29 protein-coding genes are annotated in these 15,727 nt (G+C 59.3%); all 29 read right to left on the bottom strand.

The genetic code is table 11. From position 1 onward, the window contains the following. Positions 1-175 precede the first annotated feature (175 nt). The 29 genes from HV675_RS20435 to tuf all read right to left on the bottom strand — a co-directional run bounded on the left by HV675_RS20435 (position 176) and on the right by tuf (position 15,694). The gene (locus HV675_RS20435; protein ID WP_006052226.1) at positions 176-1,153 is read right to left on the bottom strand and encodes a DNA-directed RNA polymerase subunit alpha; all 978 of its coding nucleotides are present in this window, start codon (positions 1,151-1,153) and stop codon (positions 176-178) included. A gap of 124 nt (positions 1,154-1,277) precedes the next feature. Continuing rightward, a complete protein-coding gene (rpsD, locus tag HV675_RS20440) occupies positions 1,278-1,901 on the bottom strand; it encodes a 30S ribosomal protein S4 (RefSeq protein WP_175112932.1) in 624 nt (207 codons plus the stop codon). A 155-nt stretch (positions 1,902-2,056) separates the two neighbouring features. Then, the gene (rpsK, locus tag HV675_RS20445; RefSeq protein WP_017777173.1) at positions 2,057-2,461 is read right to left on the bottom strand and encodes a 30S ribosomal protein S11; all 405 of its coding nucleotides are present in this window, start codon (positions 2,459-2,461) and stop codon (positions 2,057-2,059) included. 28 nt (positions 2,462-2,489) lie between these two features. Then, positions 2,490-2,855, bottom strand: coding sequence for a 30S ribosomal protein S13 (rpsM, locus tag HV675_RS20450; RefSeq protein ID WP_175112933.1), 366 nt, complete (start codon positions 2,853-2,855; stop codon positions 2,490-2,492). Positions 2,856-2,896: 41 nt separating this feature from the next. Next, on the bottom strand, positions 2,897-3,013 hold the full coding sequence (rpmJ, locus tag HV675_RS20455) for a 50S ribosomal protein L36 (protein ID WP_175112934.1): 117 nt from the start codon (positions 3,011-3,013) through the stop codon (positions 2,897-2,899). A gap of 20 nt (positions 3,014-3,033) precedes the next feature. After that, positions 3,034-3,252, bottom strand: coding sequence for a translation initiation factor IF-1 (gene infA / locus HV675_RS20460; protein ID WP_004521905.1), 219 nt, complete (start codon positions 3,250-3,252; stop codon positions 3,034-3,036). Between the two features lie 7 nt (positions 3,253-3,259). Further along, complete coding sequence (gene secY, locus HV675_RS20465) at positions 3,260-4,609, bottom strand: preprotein translocase subunit SecY (RefSeq protein WP_175112935.1); 1,350 nt, start codon at positions 4,607-4,609, stop codon at positions 3,260-3,262. A 46-nt stretch (positions 4,610-4,655) separates the two neighbouring features. Beyond that, positions 4,656-5,090: a 50S ribosomal protein L15 gene (rplO, locus tag HV675_RS20470; protein ID WP_175112936.1), complete on the bottom strand. Its 435-nt coding sequence runs from the start codon at positions 5,088-5,090 to the stop codon at positions 4,656-4,658. Between the two features lie 30 nt (positions 5,091-5,120). Then, the gene (rpmD, locus tag HV675_RS20475) at positions 5,121-5,303 is read right to left on the bottom strand and encodes a 50S ribosomal protein L30 (RefSeq protein WP_175112937.1); all 183 of its coding nucleotides are present in this window, start codon (positions 5,301-5,303) and stop codon (positions 5,121-5,123) included. 11 nt (positions 5,304-5,314) lie between these two features. After that, complete coding sequence (gene rpsE, locus HV675_RS20480) at positions 5,315-5,833, bottom strand: 30S ribosomal protein S5 (RefSeq protein WP_009888402.1); 519 nt, start codon at positions 5,831-5,833, stop codon at positions 5,315-5,317. A 15-nt stretch (positions 5,834-5,848) separates the two neighbouring features. Beyond that, on the bottom strand, positions 5,849-6,214 hold the full coding sequence (gene rplR, locus HV675_RS20485; protein WP_175112938.1) for a 50S ribosomal protein L18: 366 nt from the start codon (positions 6,212-6,214) through the stop codon (positions 5,849-5,851). A 12-nt stretch (positions 6,215-6,226) separates the two neighbouring features. Next, the gene (rplF, locus tag HV675_RS20490; protein ID WP_175112939.1) at positions 6,227-6,757 is read right to left on the bottom strand and encodes a 50S ribosomal protein L6; all 531 of its coding nucleotides are present in this window, start codon (positions 6,755-6,757) and stop codon (positions 6,227-6,229) included. A gap of 20 nt (positions 6,758-6,777) precedes the next feature. Next, complete coding sequence (gene rpsH, locus HV675_RS20495) at positions 6,778-7,173, bottom strand: 30S ribosomal protein S8 (protein WP_175112940.1); 396 nt, start codon at positions 7,171-7,173, stop codon at positions 6,778-6,780. A 15-nt stretch (positions 7,174-7,188) separates the two neighbouring features. Continuing rightward, the gene (rpsN, locus tag HV675_RS20500; protein ID WP_175112941.1) at positions 7,189-7,494 is read right to left on the bottom strand and encodes a 30S ribosomal protein S14; all 306 of its coding nucleotides are present in this window, start codon (positions 7,492-7,494) and stop codon (positions 7,189-7,191) included. A gap of 7 nt (positions 7,495-7,501) precedes the next feature. After that, a complete protein-coding gene (gene rplE, locus HV675_RS20505) occupies positions 7,502-8,041 on the bottom strand; it encodes a 50S ribosomal protein L5 (RefSeq protein WP_006052214.1) in 540 nt (179 codons plus the stop codon). 16 nt (positions 8,042-8,057) lie between these two features. Beyond that, positions 8,058-8,366, bottom strand: a complete 309-nt coding sequence (gene rplX / locus HV675_RS20510) for a 50S ribosomal protein L24 (RefSeq protein WP_175112942.1) — start codon at positions 8,364-8,366, stop codon at positions 8,058-8,060. 9 nt (positions 8,367-8,375) lie between these two features. Beyond that, on the bottom strand, positions 8,376-8,744 hold the full coding sequence (gene rplN, locus HV675_RS20515; protein WP_028213345.1) for a 50S ribosomal protein L14: 369 nt from the start codon (positions 8,742-8,744) through the stop codon (positions 8,376-8,378). Between the two features lie 339 nt (positions 8,745-9,083). Continuing rightward, positions 9,084-9,356 (bottom strand): 30S ribosomal protein S17, encoded by a 273-nt coding sequence (gene rpsQ, locus HV675_RS20520; protein WP_175112943.1) that lies wholly within the window; start codon positions 9,354-9,356, stop codon positions 9,084-9,086. Further along, entirely contained in the window at positions 9,353-9,547 is a 195-nt protein-coding gene (gene rpmC / locus HV675_RS20525; protein WP_075159014.1) for a 50S ribosomal protein L29, read from the bottom strand. Before rpmC ends, rpsQ begins: the two co-directional genes overlap by 4 nt. Positions 9,548-9,556: 9 nt before the next feature. Then, a complete protein-coding gene (gene rplP, locus HV675_RS20530) occupies positions 9,557-9,973 on the bottom strand; it encodes a 50S ribosomal protein L16 (protein ID WP_075158347.1) in 417 nt (138 codons plus the stop codon). A gap of 2 nt (positions 9,974-9,975) precedes the next feature. Further along, positions 9,976-10,794 (bottom strand): 30S ribosomal protein S3, encoded by an 819-nt coding sequence (gene rpsC / locus HV675_RS20535; protein WP_175112944.1) that lies wholly within the window; start codon positions 10,792-10,794, stop codon positions 9,976-9,978. 11 nt (positions 10,795-10,805) lie between these two features. Next, positions 10,806-11,135 (bottom strand): 50S ribosomal protein L22, encoded by a 330-nt coding sequence (rplV, locus tag HV675_RS20540; RefSeq protein WP_007730533.1) that lies wholly within the window; start codon positions 11,133-11,135, stop codon positions 10,806-10,808. 12 nt (positions 11,136-11,147) lie between these two features. Next, positions 11,148-11,423: a 30S ribosomal protein S19 gene (gene rpsS / locus HV675_RS20545; RefSeq protein WP_006998484.1), complete on the bottom strand. Its 276-nt coding sequence runs from the start codon at positions 11,421-11,423 to the stop codon at positions 11,148-11,150. A 10-nt stretch (positions 11,424-11,433) separates the two neighbouring features. Further along, entirely contained in the window at positions 11,434-12,261 is an 828-nt protein-coding gene (gene rplB, locus HV675_RS20550; protein WP_175112945.1) for a 50S ribosomal protein L2, read from the bottom strand. A 2-nt stretch (positions 12,262-12,263) separates the two neighbouring features. Continuing rightward, positions 12,264-12,578 carry a 50S ribosomal protein L23 gene (gene rplW / locus HV675_RS20555; RefSeq protein ID WP_075158350.1) on the bottom strand — a complete coding sequence of 105 codons (315 nt, stop codon included), beginning with the start codon at positions 12,576-12,578 and terminating at the stop codon, positions 12,264-12,266. Then, positions 12,575-13,195, bottom strand: coding sequence for a 50S ribosomal protein L4 (gene rplD, locus HV675_RS20560; RefSeq protein WP_175112946.1), 621 nt, complete (start codon positions 13,193-13,195; stop codon positions 12,575-12,577). The genes rplW and rplD overlap by 4 nt, the downstream gene beginning before the upstream one ends. Further along, positions 13,195-13,854, bottom strand: a complete 660-nt coding sequence (gene rplC, locus HV675_RS20565) for a 50S ribosomal protein L3 (protein ID WP_175112947.1) — start codon at positions 13,852-13,854, stop codon at positions 13,195-13,197. Before rplC ends, rplD begins: the two co-directional genes overlap by 1 nt. A 207-nt stretch (positions 13,855-14,061) precedes the next feature. Then, complete coding sequence (gene rpsJ, locus HV675_RS20570) at positions 14,062-14,373, bottom strand: 30S ribosomal protein S10 (RefSeq protein ID WP_027819357.1); 312 nt, start codon at positions 14,371-14,373, stop codon at positions 14,062-14,064. A gap of 130 nt (positions 14,374-14,503) precedes the next feature. Next, on the bottom strand, positions 14,504-15,694 hold the full coding sequence (gene tuf / locus HV675_RS20575; protein WP_175112948.1) for an elongation factor Tu: 1,191 nt from the start codon (positions 15,692-15,694) through the stop codon (positions 14,504-14,506). Positions 15,695-15,727 lie beyond the last annotated feature (33 nt).

Below are 15,727 nucleotides of genomic sequence, written 5' to 3' on the forward strand. Positions count from 1 at the left end.
GATTCAAAGTTTTAACCCAGCTCTTCTATCGCACCAGGTTCAGGTGATTGCCTTCTTCACATGAACCTCGGGGCACGGGCCGGTAGAGAAACGGCAAGACGCGGATTTTAAAGGAAAATCCGCGTCTTTGCCAGTTGCGGTGCAGCTACTGCACTGAGTGCCGACGCGCTACGACTTACTTGTCGAGACCAGCCGGCGGCCAGTTTTCGAGCTTCATACCAAGCGTCAGACCGCGCGACGCAAGCACTTCCTTGATTTCGTTCAGCGACTTGCGGCCGAGATTCGGCGTCTTCAGCAGTTCGTTTTCGGTGCGTTGGATCAGATCGCCGATGTAGTAGATGTTCTCGGCCTTCAGGCAGTTCGCGGAACGAACCGTGAGTTCGAGGTCATCGACCGGACGCAGCAGGATCGGATCGATCTGCGGTGCACGCGACGGCGCTTCCGCAGTGGCTTCCGTGCCTTCCAGCGCAGCGAACACCGACAGCTGATCGACCAGAATGCGCGCCGATTGGCGAATCGCTTCTTCCGGCGAAATCACACCGTTGGTTTCGATGTTCATCACGAGCTTGTCGAGGTCGGTACGCTGTTCGACACGCGCGCTTTCCACCGCATAGCTCACGCGGCGAACCGGCGAGAAGGACGCGTCCAGCACGATGCGGCCGATGATCTTGGCCGACTCTTCGCCATAACGACGCACGTTGCCCGGCACATAACCACGGCCCTTCTCGACCTTGATCTGCACGTCGAGCTTGCCGCCCTTCGACAGATGCGCAATCACGTGATCCGGGTTGATCACTTCGCAATCGTGCGCGAGTTCGATGTCGCCCGCGGTCACGACGCCTTCGCCTTCCTTGCGCAGCGTAACCGTCACTTCATCACGGTTATGCAGCTTGAACACCACGCCTTTCAGGTTCAGCAACAGGTTGACCACGTCTTCCTGCACACCGTCGAGCGTCGAATACTCGTGCACGACGCCTGCGATCGTCACTTCGGTCGGCGCATAGCCGATCATCGACGACAGCAATACGCGCCGAAGCGCGTTACCCAAGGTATGGCCATAGCCGCGTTCGAACGGCTCCATGACCACCTTCGCGTGGCTCTCGCCCAGCGATTCCACAGCGATAATCTTGGGTTTCAACAAACTGGTTTGCATAGGTTTTCCTTTTCAATACCCTCGGCTCGTTACACCGATAAGGCTGACCGGTAACAACCTGAAAATAAACAGCCGAGGTGCCCCCTTGCACAACGCAATCAGGGTACCCCGGCCGTCAATCCGATTAGCGCGAATACAATTCGACGATCAGGCTTTCGTTGATATCACCAGCGATGTCGCTGCGTTCCGGCATTTGCTTGAACGTGCCTTCGAACTTCTTCGTGTCGACAGCGACCCAGCTCGGCAGACCGCCTTGTTCAGCCAGCGACAGCGCCTCGAGAATGCGCGCCTGCTTCTTCGACTGTTCGCGCACCGCGACCACGTCGCCTGCCTTCACTTGCAGCGACGGGATGTTCGCGACGGTACCGTTCACGGTGATCGCCTTGTGGCTCACCAGCTGACGCGCTTCAGCGCGCGTCGAGCCGAAGCCCATGCGGTACACGACATTGTCGAGACGCGACTCGAGCAGTTGCAGCAGGTTTTCACCCGTATTGCCCTTGCGGCGGTCGGCTTCGGCAAAGTAGCGGCGGAACTGACGCTCGAGAACGCCGTAAATGCGCTTCACTTTTTGCTTTTCGCGCAATTGCGTGCCGTAGTCGGACGTACGCGCGCCCGACGTGCGGCCGTGCTGGCCCGGCTTGCTGTCGAGCTTGCACTTGTCGGCGAGCGAACGGCGCGCGCTCTTCAGGAAGAGGTCGGTGCCTTCACGGCGGGACAGCTTGGCTTTAGGGCCGATATAGCGTGCCACGTTGCATTCCTTCTATGTTTGATCACGTGAACTCGGGTTCACGCTAGTCCGAACCCTTTGGGTCGAACGGTGGGCTTAGTCAATTCAATAAAGCAAGTCGCCCGTTGCCGCCGATTTCACACCCGGCGGAAACAGGCGTATGCGAAAAGCGTGTCTTAGATACGACGACGCTTCGGCGGACGGCAGCCGTTGTGCGGAACCGGCGTCACGTCGGAGATCGCGGTGATCTTGATACCAAGACCATGCAGCGCGCGCACCGCGGACTCACGGCCCGGGCCCGGGCCCTTGATCCGCACTTCGAGGTTCTTCACGCCGTATTCCATCGCCACGCGGCCAGCCGATTCTGCCGCGACCTGAGCCGCAAACGGAGTCGACTTACGCGAACCCTTGAAGCCTTGGCCACCCGAGGTCGCCCAGGCAAGCGCATTGCCTTGACGATCGGTGATCGTGATGATGGTGTTGTTGAACGACGCGTGAACGTGAACCACGCCCTCGGCGACGTTCTTCTTGACCTTCTTGCGAACGCGTTGCGCCGCGGTGTTGTTCGAAGCCTTAGCCATACGTTTTCCTGGTAACTGTCAGTCCCGCTTACTTCTTCAGCGATTGCGCTGCGCGACGCGGACCCTTACGCGTACGGGCATTCGTGCGCGTGCGCTGGCCACGCAGGGGCAGCCCTTTGCGATGGCGCACGCCGCGGTAGCAGCCGAGATCCATCAGGCGCTTGATGTTCATCGTCGTTTCGCGACGCAGATCGCCTTCGACGATAAACTTGCCGACTTCTTCACGCAGCTTTTCGAGGTCTGCGTCGTTCAGGTCTTTGACCTTCTTCGAAAATGCCACACCAGCGGCTTCACAGATGACGCGCGAGCGCGTGCGGCCGATACCGTAAATAGCCGTCAGGCCGATTTCGGTATGCTGGTGGTTCGGGATATTTACCCCTGCGATACGAGCCATTGTTTTTCCTCAAACAAAAAGCGCAAGCAAAAGCGCGGCGTTCAGCCTTGGCGCTGTTTGTGGCGCGGATCAGAGCTGCAAATCACGCGCACAACGCCCTTGCGCTTGATGATCTTGCAATTGCGGCAGAGACGCTTAACCGATGCCATCACTTTCATGATATTACCCTTTTTTCAAATCACTTCGCCCGGAACACGATCCGCGCACGCGACAGATCGTAAGGCGTCAACTCAACTGTCACCTTGTCGCCGGGCAGGATACGGATGTAGTGCATCCGCATCTTTCCGGAGATGTGTCCCAATACGACATGGCCGTTCTCCAGCTTTACCCTGAAGGTAGCGTTAGGCAGGTTTTCGATAACTTCACCCTGCATCTGGATGACATCGTCTTTTGCCATAAGTCCTTTAGCGCATTGGGACGCCGCCGCCTTTGAAATTGGCTTTCTTCAGCAGCGATTCATACTGTTGCGACATTACGTACGACTGCACCTGCGCCATGAAGTCCATGGTGACGACGACGATGATCAGCAGCGACGTTCCACCAAAATAAAACGGCACATTCCAGCGCAGCACCAAAAATTCGGGTAGCAGACAAACGAACACGATATAGATCGCACCGGCCAACGTCAGACGCGTGAGGATCCGGTCGATATAGCGTGCCGTCTGGTCGCCCGGACGGATACCCGGGACGAATGCGCCACTCTTTTTCAGGTTGTCGGCGGTCTCCCTGCTGTTAAACACCAGCGCGGTGTAGAAGAAGCAGAAAAATACGATCGCCAACGCATACAACAATACATACACCGGCTGGCCCGGCTTCAGCGCCTCGGCCACGTTATGCAGCGTGTCCGCGAACCAGCCACCGGCGGTTGCACCGGAACTGAACCAACTCAGAATCGTTGCCGGGAACAGGATGATCGACGATGCGAAGATCGGCGGAATCACGCCCGACATGTTCAGCTTGAGCGGCAGGTGCGACGACTGACCGCCGTAAATCTTGTTACCAACCTGGCGCTTCGCGTAGTTCACGAGAATCTTGCGCTGGCCGCGTTCGATGAACACCACCACAAACGTCACCGCGCCAATCAGCGCGACAACGATGATCGCGGAGATGATCGACATCGAGCCGGTACGAACCAGTTCGAAGAGACCACCGATCGCATTCGGGAAGCCCGCCGCGATACCACCGAAAATGATGATCGAGATGCCGTTGCCCAGACCGCGCTCGGTAATCTGCTCGCCGAGCCACATCAGGAACATCGTGCCCGTCACCAGCGTCACGACCGTCGTCAGGCGAAACACCATGCCCGGATCGATCACGAGGCCCGGCTGATTCTCAAGTGCCACTGCGATACCGAAAGCCTGGAAAGTCGCAAGCAACACAGTGAAGACACGCGTGTATTGCGTGATCTTCCGCTGCCCAGCCTGCCCTTCCTTCTTCAGCGCCTCCAGTTGCGGCGACACGATTGCCAGCAATTGCATGATGATCGACGCCGAGATGTACGGCATGATCCCCAGCGCAAACACCGTGAATCGCGAAAGCGCGCCACCCGAGAACATGTTGAACATGCCAAGGATGCCGCCCGCCTGGCTCTGAAACAGCTTCGCCAGTTGATCCGGGTCGATACCCGGCACCGGAATATGCGCGCCGATACGGTAGACAACCAGCGCCAGCAGCAGAAACACTGCCCGCCGGCGCAGGTCACCGAACTTCGCCGCGCCACGACCCGGTTTTGCGAGACTCGGACTGTTAGCCAAGTACCTTCTCCGATGCAAATGCTAGTGACGGCAACCGACTTGCCCGTTACTCAGCAAAAGAGCCGCCGGCTGCTTCAATCGCGGCACGCGCACCCTTCGTCGCACCCAGACCCTTCACGACGATCTTGCGCTTCAACTCGCCCGTCGCGATGATCTTGGCGCTCTTCATCAACTCGCCGACCAGGCCGGCTTGCTTCAGCGCGAGCAGATCGATTTCATCGACCGGCAGCTTCTCCAGATCGCCCAGACGCACTTCGCCAACGAATTCCTTCGTCAGCGACGTGAAGCCGCGCTTCGGCAGACGACGCTGCAGAGGCATCTGACCGCCTTCGAAGCCGACCTTGTGGAAGCCGCCCGAACGCGATTTCTGACCCTTGTGACCACGACCCGCGGTCTTACCGAGGCCAGAGCCGATGCCACGGCCCACGCGACGCTTTGCATGCTTCGCGCCTTCGGCCGGCTTCAGGTTATTCAATTCCATTATCAACTCCTTGAGTACCCGATCAGCCGCTTAGCCGAGGACCTTAACGAGGTACGAGACCTTGTTGATCATGCCGCGCACAGCCGGCGTGTCCTGCAGTTCGCTGACCGAGTTGAGTCGGCGCAGGCCCAAGCCGCGCACCGTCGCACGGTGCGATTCGCGGGTGCCGATCAGGCTCTTGACGAGCTGAACCTTCACAGTTTTTTCAGACATCGTGCCCACCTTTAGCCCAGAATTTCTTCGACGGACTTGCCGCGCTTCGCCGCGATATCACCCGGCGTGGACTGCTTGCGCAGGCCGTCGAGCGTCGCACGAACGAGGTTGTACGGGTTCGTCGAACCGTGGCTCTTCGCCACAACGTTCTGCACGCCCATCACGTCGAACACCGCGCGCATCGGGCCACCGGCGATCACGCCGGTACCGTCCTTCGCCGGAGCGAGCAGGACCGTGGATGCACCGTGCTTGCCGTGCACTTCATGTTGCAGCGTGCCGTTCTTGAGCGGCACCTTGAACATGTTACGGCGCGCCTGTTCCATAGCCTTCTGGACAGCAACCGGCACTTCCTTCGCCTTGCCCTTGCCCATACCGACGCGGCCATCGCCATCGCCAACCACGGTCAGTGCGGCGAAGCCGAGAATCCGGCCACCCTTGACGACCTTGGTCACACGATTGACCGAAATCATTTTTTCGCGAAGGCCGTCGTCGCGCTCGTCAGCCTGAACTTTCGCTTGCATCTTTGCCATGACGAATTCCTTCCCTTAGAACTTGAGCCCGGCTTCGCGCGCCGCGTCAGCCAGCGCTTTCACGCGGCCGTGGTAGCGGAAACCCGAGCGGTCGAAGGCGACGGATTCGATGCCGGCAGCCTTAGCCTTTTCAGCGATGCGCTTGCCGATCAGGGTCGCAGCAGCAACGTTGCCACCCTTACCCGAATTGTCAGCGAGTTGCGCACGCACTTCGGCTTCGAGCGTCGACGCGCTGGCGAGCACCTTGGTACCGCACGGCGAGAACACTTGCGCATAAATGTGCGTGTTCGTGCGATGAACGGCCAGACGCGCGACCTGCAGCTCAGCGATCTTGATACGCGTCTGACGAGCGCGGCGCAGGCGAGATTGAGTCTTATCCATGATTGCGCACCCTTACTTCTTCTTCGTTTCTTTGAGGATCACGACCTCGTCGGCATAGCGCACGCCTTTGCCCTTATAGGGCTCCGGCGGACGGTGACCGCGCACTTCCGCGGCAACCTGGCCGACCTTCTGCTTGTCGATCCCCTTGATCACGATTTCGGTTTGCGACGGGGTTTCAGCCTTGATGCCTTCCGGCATCTGGTGCACCACAGGGTGCGAGAAACCCAGCGACAGGTTCAGCTTGTCGCCTTGCGCCTGTGCACGATAACCAACGCCAACCAGCGTCAGCTTGCGCTCGAAACCCTTCGTCACGCCGTTCACCATGTTCGCAACCAGTGCGCGCATCGTGCCCGACATCGCGTTTGCTTCGCGGCTTTCGTCCACCGGCTCGAACTTCAGCGTGCCGTTGTCGTTCACCACCTTCACCAGACGATTCGCGTTTTGCGAGATCGTACCCAGCGGGCCCTTGACGGTAATGCGCTCGTCGCTGATAGCCACTTCGGCGCCTTTCAGCACGATCGGGCTTTTACCTACTCGAGACATGTTTCTCTCTCCTTTCGGTCTTAAGCAACGTAGCAGATGACTTCGCCGCCCACGCCAGTCGCGCGCGCCTTGCGGTCCGTCATCACACCCTTCGGCGTCGACACGATTGCAACGCCGAGACCGTTCATGACCTGCGGAATGTCATTGCGACCACGGTACACACGCAGACCAGGCTTCGACACGCGCTCGAGGCGCTCGATAACCGGACGACCAGCGTAGTACTTCAGAGCGATATTCAGCTCCGTCTTCGCGCCTTCGGACTTCACTGCGAAATCCTCGATATAACCTTCGTCCTTCAGGACCTGCGCGATCGCAATCTTGACCTTCGACGAGGGCATCGTCACCGAAACTTTCTCGACCATCTGCGCATTGCGGATGCGAGTCAGCATATCGGCGATAGGATCACTCATGCTCATCTTATGTTTCTCCTATTACCAGCTCGCCTTGGTCAGGCCAGGGATCTCGCCACGGAACGCGATTTCACGAATCTTGTTACGGGCCAGCCCAAATTTACGGAACGTGCCACGCGGACGACCCGTGATCGCGCAACGGTTGCGTTGGCGGGTCGGGTTTGCGTTGCGGGGCAGTTGCTGCAGGTCCAGACGAGCCGCATAACGCTCCTCGTCCGACTTGCTCGCGTCGTCGATGATCGCCTTCAGCTCTGCACGCTTGGTCGCATATTTTGCGACGAGGCGAGCGCGCTTCTTTTCACGTTCGATCAGTGCCAGTTTAGCCACGGTAACCTCAGTTTCTGAACGGGAACTTGAAGCTGGCGAGCAGTGCCTTTGCTTCATCGTCGGTCTTCGCAGTCGTCGTGATGCTGATGTTCAGCCCACGCAGCGCGTCGATCTTGTCGTAGTCAATTTCGGGGAAAATGATCTGCTCTTTCACACCGATGTTGTAGTTACCACGACCGTCGAATGCACGACCCGACACACCGCGGAAGTCGCGCACACGCGGGAGCGCAACCGTCACGAAACGGTCGAGAAATTCGTACATAGCCTGGCCACGCAACGTGACCATCGCACCGATCGGATAACCCTGGCGAATCTTGAAGCCCGCGATTGCCTTACGCGCCTTCGTGATCACCGGCTTCTGACCCGCGATCTTCGTCAGATCGCCAACGGCGTTCTCGATGATCTTCTTGTCAGCGACGGCTTCGCCAAGACCCATGTTCAGCGTGATCTTGGTGATGCGCGGCACTTCCATGACGGACTTGTAGCCGAACTTCTCGATCAGGCCGGGAACAACCTTCTCTTTATAGAATTCTTGCAAACGTGCCATTTTTTACTCCGCGGCGTCAGGCGCCCAGCACAGCACCGGTCGTCTTCAGGAAACGAACCTTCTTGTCCCCTTCGACCTTGATGCCAACACGCGACGGCTTGCCATTCGCGTCGACCAGAGCAACGTTCGAGATATGCAGCGGCATGACCTTCGCCTCCACACCACCCGTCGTACCCTTCATCGGGTTCGGCTTCACATGCTTCTTGGCGATATTGATGCCTTCGACCGTCACGCGCTCATCACCAACGGCCAGCACGACGCCGCGCTTGCCCTTGTCTTTGCCGGTCGTGACGATGACCTCGTCGCCTTTACGAATCTTCTTCATCTCGGCTCCTTACAGCACTTCCGGCGCGAGCGAAACGATCTTCATGAAGCGTTCGCTACGCAACTCACGCGTGACCGGCCCAAAGATACGGGTGCCGATAGGCTCGAGCTTGGTATTCAAAAGCACGGCGGCATTGCCGTCGAACTTGATCAGCGAGCCGTCTTGACGGCGCACACCCTTGGCGGTGCGAACCACCACGGCGTTATAGATTTCGCCTTTCTTCACGCGCCCGCGCGGCGTTGCCTCTTTGACGCTCACCTTGATGATGTCGCCGATGCTGGCATAACGACGCTTCGAGCCGCCGAGCACCTTGATGCACATAACTTCACGCGCACCCGTGTTGTCGGCCACTTCAAGCCGAGTTTCGGTCTGGATCATGGTTTACTTTTCCCAACTTAATCCGGTTGCACCACCATGGCACATCCGGTCAGTCTTGGCCCCGTCAGCCGTGGCGGCTGCTTGGGATAGAACAGGCAGCGACGGCTAACGAAACCCGCCATCGCAATCCGGTGAAGCTTTCAGCACGGGCCGCTGCCCGCACCATCTTCCCACCAGGGTTTCCACCTACGATTTGCCCCACCGCCTTGCCAACTGCAGACAACGGCTGGGCTCCCAGAAAGAGGGAAGACCGAGATTATATCAAATAATCTCGGTCCTGCAAGCGGAATCTACTGCGATTTCAACTACTTCTACGACTCACCGACAATTCCGGCTGCGTTAGATGATGCGAGCAGCCTCAACAAGACGCGACACCGACCAGGCCTTCGTCTTCGAAATCGGACGAGTTTCCTGGATTTCAACGAGGTCGCCCTCTTTGTAGGTGTTCGCTTCGTCGTGAGCGTGGTACTTCTTCGACCGTACGACGTACTTGCCGTAGATCGGATGCTTGACGCGGTGCTCGACCAGCACGGTGACCGTCTTGTCCATCTTGTTGCTGACGACCTTGCCGACCAGCGTCCGCTTAAGCGAGGTTTTTACGCTATCGTTCATTTCTGGTTCGCCTTCTCAGTCAGGACGGTCCGCACACGCGCGATGTCGCGACGAACCTTCTTCAGCTGACTCGTGTTCGTAAGCTGCTGGGTCGCGAGCTGCATGCGCAGGCCGAATTGCGCCTTCAACAGGTCCGACAACTCCTTGTTGAGCGCGGCCTTATCTTTCTGGTGAAGTTCGGAAGCCTTCATCATCACTCCTTAGGCGCCAAGCTGACGAACGATGAAGGTCGTCTTCAGCGGCAGCTTTGCTGCAGCCAGACGGAACGCCTCGCGTGCCAGCTCTTCGGTTACGCCGTCCATTTCGTACAGCATCTTGCCCGGTTGAATCTCCGCGACGTAGTACTCCGGGTTACCCTTACCGTTACCCATACGTACTTCAGCCGGCTTTTGCGAGATCGGCTTGTCCGGGAAAATGCGGATCCAGATGCGGCCGCCGCGCTTGATGTGACGCGTCATTGCACGACGCGCCGCTTCAATTTGACGCGCGGTCAGGCGGCCGCGACCGATGGCCTTCAGACCATATTCACCGAACGACACTGCGTTGCCGCGCGTCGCCACACCGGTGTTACGGCCCTTCTGCTCTTTGCGATACTTCCTGCGTTTCGGTTGCAGCATGGTTATTCTCCAGTCTTGCCGTCGCCGCCGGCATTACCACCACCGGCGCCGCCGCGACGGGGACCGCCGCGGCGAGCACCTGCCGGACCGCCACCTTCACCGTCACGGCGCGGACGGCGATCGCCACCCGGGCGAGCATTGCGGCGCGGACGCTTTTCTTCGGCCACTTCTTCGACCACCGGTGCGTCGTTGCGGCCGAGCGTGTCGCCCTTATAGACCCACACCTTCACGCCGATGATGCCGTACGTCGTCTTCGCTTCCGACGTTGCGTAGTCGATGTCCGCACGCAGCGTATGGAGCGGCACGCGACCTTCGCGATACCACTCGGTACGTGCGATTTCGATGCCGTTCAGACGACCCGCGCTCATGATCTTGATGCCTTGAGCACCCAGACGCATCGCGTTTTGCATCGCACGCTTCATCGCGCGACGGAACATGATCCGGCGCTCGAGCTGTTGCGTGATCGAATCGGCGATCAGTTGCGCATCGGTTTCCGGCTTGCGAATTTCTTCGATGTTGACGTGAACCGGAACGCCCATGCGCTTCTGCAGTTCCGACTTCAACTGTTCGATGTCTTCGCCCTTCTTGCCGATCACCACACCCGGACGCGAGCTGTAAATCGTGATGCGCGCGTTCTTCGCCGGGCGCTCGATGACGACGCGACCGACCGAAGCGTTCTTCAGCTTCTTCTTCAGGTATTCACGAACACCGATGTCTTCCTGCAACATCGCCGCGAAATTATTGTTGCTCGCGTACCAACGCGACGCCCAATTGCGGCTGACGGCCAAACGGAAGCCAGTCGGATGAATTTTCTGTCCCATCGTATGACCCCTTAATTCCCGACCGTCACAGTGATGTGACAGGATTGCTTCTCAATGCGGTTGCCGCGGCCTTTCGCACGCGCGGTAAAACGCTTGAGCGACGCAGCCTTGTCGACGTAGATGCTCGTGATCTTGAGCTCGTCGATATCGGCGCCTTCGTTGTGCTCCGCATTCGCGATCGCCGACAGCACGACCTTCTTCACGATGCCAGCCGCCTTCTTCGGCGAGAACGTCAGGACGTTCAGCGCCTTGTCGACCGGCAAACCGCGGATCTGGTCAGCCACAAGGCGCGTCTTCTGCGCCGAGATGCGGGCACCGCGATGAATTGCTTTCACTTCCATCTTGATAGCCCCTTATTTCTTGGCCTTCTTGTCGGCCGCGTGACCCTTGAACGTACGGGTCAATGCGAACTCGCCAAGCTTGTGGCCGACCATGTTTTCCGTGACATACACCGGAACGTGTTGACGGCCGTTGTGAACGGCGATCGTCAGACCGATGAAGTCCGGCAGAATCGTCGAGCGGCGCGACCAGGTTTTGATCGGCTTCTTGTCACGCGAAGCTGCAGCCGCCTCAACTTTCTTCAGCAAATGGGCGTCGCAGAACGGACCTTTTTTGATTGAACGTGCCATTGCCTACTCCTTAACGCTTGTGACGGCGCTGGACGATCATGCTCGTCGTGCGCTTGTTGCTGCGGGTGCGATAGCCCTTCGTCGGCGTACCCCACGGGCTCACCGGATGGCGACCTGCTGCCGTCTTGCCCTCACCACCACCGTGCGGGTGATCGACCGGGTTCATAGCAACGCCACGCACCGTCGGGCGGATGCCGCGCCAGCGGTTCGCGCCGGCCTTACCGATTTGACGGAGGCTGTGCTCTTCGTTGCCCACTTCACCGATCGTCGCGCGGCACTCGACGTGCACGCGGCGGATTTCGCCCGAACGCAGACGCACCTGTGCGTAGACGCTTTCGCGAGCCAGCAGCATCGCCGACGTGCCCGCCGAACGCGCGAGTTGCGCGCCCTTGCCCGGCAGCATTTCGATGCAATGAATCGTCGTACCGACCGGAATGTTGCGGATCGGCAGCGTGTTACCTGCGCGGATCGGCGCCTCGGCACCCGACATCAGTTGCTGACCAACCGTCACGCCCTTCGGCGCGATGATGTAGCGACGTTCGCCATCTGCGTACAGCACCAGCGCAATGTTCGCGCTACGGTTCGGGTCGTACTCGAGACGCTCGACCTTTGCCGGAATGCCGTCCTTCGTACGACGGAAGTCGACGACACGGTAGTGTTGCTTGTGGCCACCGCCTTGATGGCGCGTGGTGATGCGACCGTTGTTGTTACGGCCTGCCTTCGACTTCTGCGTGTCGAGCAGCGGTGCAAAGGGCTTGCCTGTATGCAAGTCCTTGTTCACCACCTTGACCATCGCGCGGCGACCCGGCGAAGTCGGCTTAACTTTCACGAGCGCCATGATTACTTGGCCTCCGCTTCAAAGTTGATTTCCTGGCCGGGCTTCAGGCAGACGTATGCTTTCTTCACGTCCTTGCGCTTGCCCATGAAGCGGCCAAAGCGCTTTGCCTTGCCCTTCTGAACCAGCACGTTGACGGAATCGACTTCCACCTTGAACAGCAGCTCGACAGCAGCCTTCACTTCCTGCTTCGTGGCATCCGGCGCGACTTCGAACACGACTTGCTCGTTCTTGTCGGCCACCAGCGTCGCCTTTTCGGAGATCACCGGCGCGAGCAGGACCTGCATCAAACGATGATCGTTTTTGCGAATCTCGCTCATGACAGCAACTCCTCGATCTGGGCGACCGCAGCCTTCGTAATCAGCACTTTCTTGAAGTAGATCAGCGACAGCGGGTCGGCGTAACGCGGCTCGACAACCGCCACGTGGGCGAGGTTGCGCGACGCGAGGTACAGGTTCTCGTCAACCGTGTCGGTGATGACCAGCACGGAATCGAGACCCATTGCCTTGAATTTCTGGGCCAGCAGCTTGGTCTTCGGCGCTTCGAGCGTCAGCTCGTCGACCACCGAGATACGGCCTTCGCGGGCCAACTGCGAGAAGATCGAGCAGAGACCTGCGCGATGCATCTTCTTGTTGACCTTGTGCGAGAAGTTTTCTTCCGGCGAGTTCGGGAAAATGCGACCACCGCCACGCCACAACGGGCTCGACGTCATACCGGAACGAGCGCGGCCCGTGCCCTTTTGACGCCACGGCTTCTTCGTCGAGTGGTGGACCTGTTCACGGTCTTTCTGCGCACGGTTGCCGCTGCGAGCATTGGCCTGATACGCGACCACGATCTGGTGGATCAGCGCTTCGTTATAGTCACGGCCGAACACGACGTCAGACGCGGTGACTGCCGCACCTTCCTGACCATTGGCATTCAGGAGCTTAAGTTCCATTATTTCGCTCCTTTCGCAGCAGGCGCCTTCACAGCCGGCGTCACAAAAACCTTGCCGCCCTTCGCGCCCGGAACGGCGCCCTTGACGAGCAGCAGCTTGCGTTCAGCGTCGATACGCGCGATTTCGAGGTTCTGCACCGTCACCGTCTCGTCACCCATGTGACCGGTCATGCGCTTGCCCGGGAACACACGACCCGGATCCTGCGCCATACCGATCGAGCCCGGCACATTGTGCGAACGCGAGTTACCGTGCGACGCGCGGCCCGAAGCGAAGTTGTAGCGCTTGATCGTACCGGCGTAGCCCTTACCGATCGACACGCCCTGCACGTCGACCTTCTGGCCCACTTCGAACAGATCCGGACCCACGATAGCGCCGTTCGACAACTCGGCTGCCTTCGCGGCATCGATGCGGAATTCTTTGAGGATTTCGCCAGCTTGAACGCCGGCTTTGGCGAGATGACCTGCGAGCGGCTTCGTCACACGCGATGCACGGCGCGTGCCGAACGCAACCTGAACAGCCGTGTAGCCGTCGGTTTCAACAGTCTTGATCTGCGTCACGCGGTTGTCGGACACGTCCAGCACGGTGACGGGAATCGAATCCCCTTCCGCCGTGAAGATACGGGTCATGCCAACCTTGCGACCTACGAGTCCAAGGCTCATCGTTTTCTCCATTCCCGACTGCGATTGGTCGGGGCTAATTTACAAAATGCCGTGCTTCCGGGCGCGCTTCTGGACACTTCAGCGGCACCGACTACCACGACTTTTTTGCGCAAATGCGCGAAAAGCCTTGCATTATAGCGAGGCTTTTCGTTTTCCGCAAGCAATCAAAGACTTAGCGGCACCCATACGCTGAGTGCCCTGTCAGGCTTATTGCAGCTTGATCTCGACGTCCACGCCAGCCGGCAGATCGAGCTTCATCAGCGCGTCGACCGTCTTGTCCGTCGGATCGACGATGTCCATCAGGCGCAGGTGCGTGCGGATTTCGAGCTGGTCGCGCGACGTCTTGTTGACGTGCGGCGAACGCAGGATGTCGAAACGCTGAATACGGGTCGGCAACGGCACCGGACCACGAACAATTGCGCCAGTCCGCTTCGCGGTCTCAACGATTTCAGCCGCCGACTGATCGATCAGACGGTAGTCGAATGCTTTCAGGCGAATACGGATTTTCTGGTTCTGCATGACGATTCCTTGAAAAGAGCGAGGCGATATTGCATCGCCGGATTAAAAAAGAACGAAGGATGAGGGCTTGCGCCGGGAGCGCGTGCCCTCACCCCGGGCACCATCTATTACTGACTGCGAACCAGCGATTTTACTCGATGATCTTGGCGACGACGCCGGCACCGACGGTACGACCGCCTTCACGGATCGCGAAGCGCAGACCTTCTTCCATCGCGATCGGCGCAATCAGCTTCACCGTGATCGACACGTTGTCGCCCGGCATCACCATTTCCTTGTCCTTCGGCAGCTCGATCGAGCCCGTCACGTCCGTCGTGCGGAAGTAGAACTGCGGACGGTAGTTGTTGAAGAACGGCGTGTGACGGCCGCCCTCATCCTTGCTCAGCACATACACCTCGGCCGTGAAGTGCGTGTGCGGCGTGATCGAACCCGGCTTGGCCAGCACCTGGCCACGCTCCACGTCCTCACGCTTCGTGCCGCGCAGCAGGATACCCACGTTGTCACCCGCCTGCCCCTGATCCAGCAGCTTGCGGAACATTTCCACGCCCGTGCACGTCGTCTTCACCGTCGGCTTGATCCCGACAATCTCGATTTCCTCGCCGACCTTCACCACGCCGCGCTCGACACGCCCCGTCACCACCGTACCGCGGCCCGAGATCGAGAACACGTCTTCCACCGGCATCAGGAACGAGCCGTCCACCGCGCGCTCCGGCGTCGGGATGTACGTGTCCAGCGCATCGGCCAGGTTCATGATCGCCACTTCGCCCAGCTCGCCCTTGTCGCCTTCCAGCGCCAGCTTCGCCGAGCCCTTGATGATCGGCGTGTCGTCGCCCGGGAAGTCGTACTTCGACAGCAGCTCGCGCACCTCCATTTCCACCAGCTCGAGCAGCTCCGCGTCGTCCACCATGTCGCACTTGTTCAGGAACACGATGATGTACGGCACACCGACCTGACGCGCCAGCAGGATGTGCTCACGCGTTTGTGGCATCGGGCCGTCTGCGGCCGAGCACACCAGGATCGCGCCGTCCATCTGCGCGGCGCCCGTGATCATGTTCTTCACATAGTCCGCGTGGCCCGGGCAGTCAACGTGCGCGTAGTGACGGTTCGCCGTTTCGTACTCCACGTGCGCCGTGTTGATCGTGATGCCGCGCGCCTTTTCTTCCGGCGCCGCGTCGATCTGGTCGTACGCCTTCGCCTCGCCTCCGAACTTCGCGGTCAGCACCGTCGTGATCGCCGCCGTCAGCGTGGTCTTGCCGTGGTCAACGTGACCGATCGTGCCCACGTTCACGTGCGGCTTGGTCCGTTCGAATTTACCTTTAGCCATGTTTCTCTTCTTTCAAAAAAGTTGATCGGCTCT

Origin of the sequence: Paraburkholderia solisilvae, from assembly GCF_902859875.1 — a bacterium.
Classification (GTDB): Bacteria; Pseudomonadota; Gammaproteobacteria; order Burkholderiales; family Burkholderiaceae; genus Paraburkholderia; species Paraburkholderia solisilvae.

Bases quoted from the DNA above. Each gene is read 5' to 3' on its own strand.
- HV675_RS20435 (WP_006052226.1), bottom strand. From the start codon at position 1,153: ATGCAAACCAGTTTGTTGAAACCCAAGATTATCGCTGTGGAATCGCTG.
- rpsK (WP_017777173.1), bottom strand. From the start codon at position 2,461: ATGGCTAAGGCTTCGAACAACACCGCGGCGCAACGCGTTCGCAAGAAG.
- rpsM (WP_175112933.1), bottom strand. From the start codon at position 2,855: ATGGCTCGTATCGCAGGGGTAAATATCCCGAACCACCAGCATACCGAA.
- rpmJ (WP_175112934.1), bottom strand. From the start codon at position 3,013: ATGAAAGTGATGGCATCGGTTAAGCGTCTCTGCCGCAATTGCAAGATC.
- infA (WP_004521905.1), bottom strand. From the start codon at position 3,252: ATGGCAAAAGACGATGTCATCCAGATGCAGGGTGAAGTTATCGAAAAC.
- rplO (WP_175112936.1), bottom strand. From the start codon at position 5,090: ATGGAATTGAATAACCTGAAGCCGGCCGAAGGCGCGAAGCATGCAAAG.
- rpmD (WP_175112937.1), bottom strand. From the start codon at position 5,303: ATGTCTGAAAAAACTGTGAAGGTTCAGCTCGTCAAGAGCCTGATCGGC.
- rpsE (WP_009888402.1), bottom strand. From the start codon at position 5,833: ATGGCAAAGATGCAAGCGAAAGTTCAGGCTGACGAGCGCGACGACGGC.
- rplR (WP_175112938.1), bottom strand. From the start codon at position 6,214: ATGGATAAGACTCAATCTCGCCTGCGCCGCGCTCGTCAGACGCGTATC.
- rplF (WP_175112939.1), bottom strand. From the start codon at position 6,757: ATGTCTCGAGTAGGTAAAAGCCCGATCGTGCTGAAAGGCGCCGAAGTG.
- rpsH (WP_175112940.1), bottom strand. From the start codon at position 7,173: ATGAGCATGAGTGATCCTATCGCCGATATGCTGACTCGCATCCGCAAT.
- rplE (WP_006052214.1), bottom strand. From the start codon at position 8,041: ATGGCACGTTTGCAAGAATTCTATAAAGAGAAGGTTGTTCCCGGCCTG.
- rplX (WP_175112942.1), bottom strand. From the start codon at position 8,366: ATGAAGAAGATTCGTAAAGGCGACGAGGTCATCGTCACGACCGGCAAA.
- rplN (WP_028213345.1), bottom strand. From the start codon at position 8,744: ATGATCCAGACCGAAACTCGGCTTGAAGTGGCCGACAACACGGGTGCG.
- rpsQ (WP_175112943.1), bottom strand. From the start codon at position 9,356: ATGAACGATAGCGTAAAAACCTCGCTTAAGCGGACGCTGGTCGGCAAG.
- rpmC (WP_075159014.1), bottom strand. From the start codon at position 9,547: ATGAAGGCTTCCGAACTTCACCAGAAAGATAAGGCCGCGCTCAACAAG.
- rplP (WP_075158347.1), bottom strand. From the start codon at position 9,973: ATGCTGCAACCGAAACGCAGGAAGTATCGCAAAGAGCAGAAGGGCCGT.
- rpsC (WP_175112944.1), bottom strand. From the start codon at position 10,794: ATGGGACAGAAAATTCATCCGACTGGCTTCCGTTTGGCCGTCAGCCGC.
- rplV (WP_007730533.1), bottom strand. From the start codon at position 11,135: ATGGAAGTGAAAGCAATTCATCGCGGTGCCCGCATCTCGGCGCAGAAG.
- rpsS (WP_006998484.1), bottom strand. From the start codon at position 11,423: ATGGCACGTTCAATCAAAAAAGGTCCGTTCTGCGACGCCCATTTGCTG.
- rplB (WP_175112945.1), bottom strand. From the start codon at position 12,261: ATGGCGCTCGTGAAAGTTAAGCCGACTTCGCCGGGTCGCCGCGCGATG.
- rplW (WP_075158350.1), bottom strand. From the start codon at position 12,578: ATGAGCGAGATTCGCAAAAACGATCATCGTTTGATGCAGGTCCTGCTC.
- rplD (WP_175112946.1), bottom strand. From the start codon at position 13,195: ATGGAACTTAAGCTCCTGAATGCCAATGGTCAGGAAGGTGCGGCAGTC.
- rplC (WP_175112947.1), bottom strand. From the start codon at position 13,854: ATGAGCCTTGGACTCGTAGGTCGCAAGGTTGGCATGACCCGTATCTTC.
- rpsJ (WP_027819357.1), bottom strand. From the start codon at position 14,373: ATGCAGAACCAGAAAATCCGTATTCGCCTGAAAGCATTCGACTACCGT.
- tuf (WP_175112948.1), bottom strand. From the start codon at position 15,694: ATGGCTAAAGGTAAATTCGAACGGACCAAGCCGCACGTGAACGTGGGC.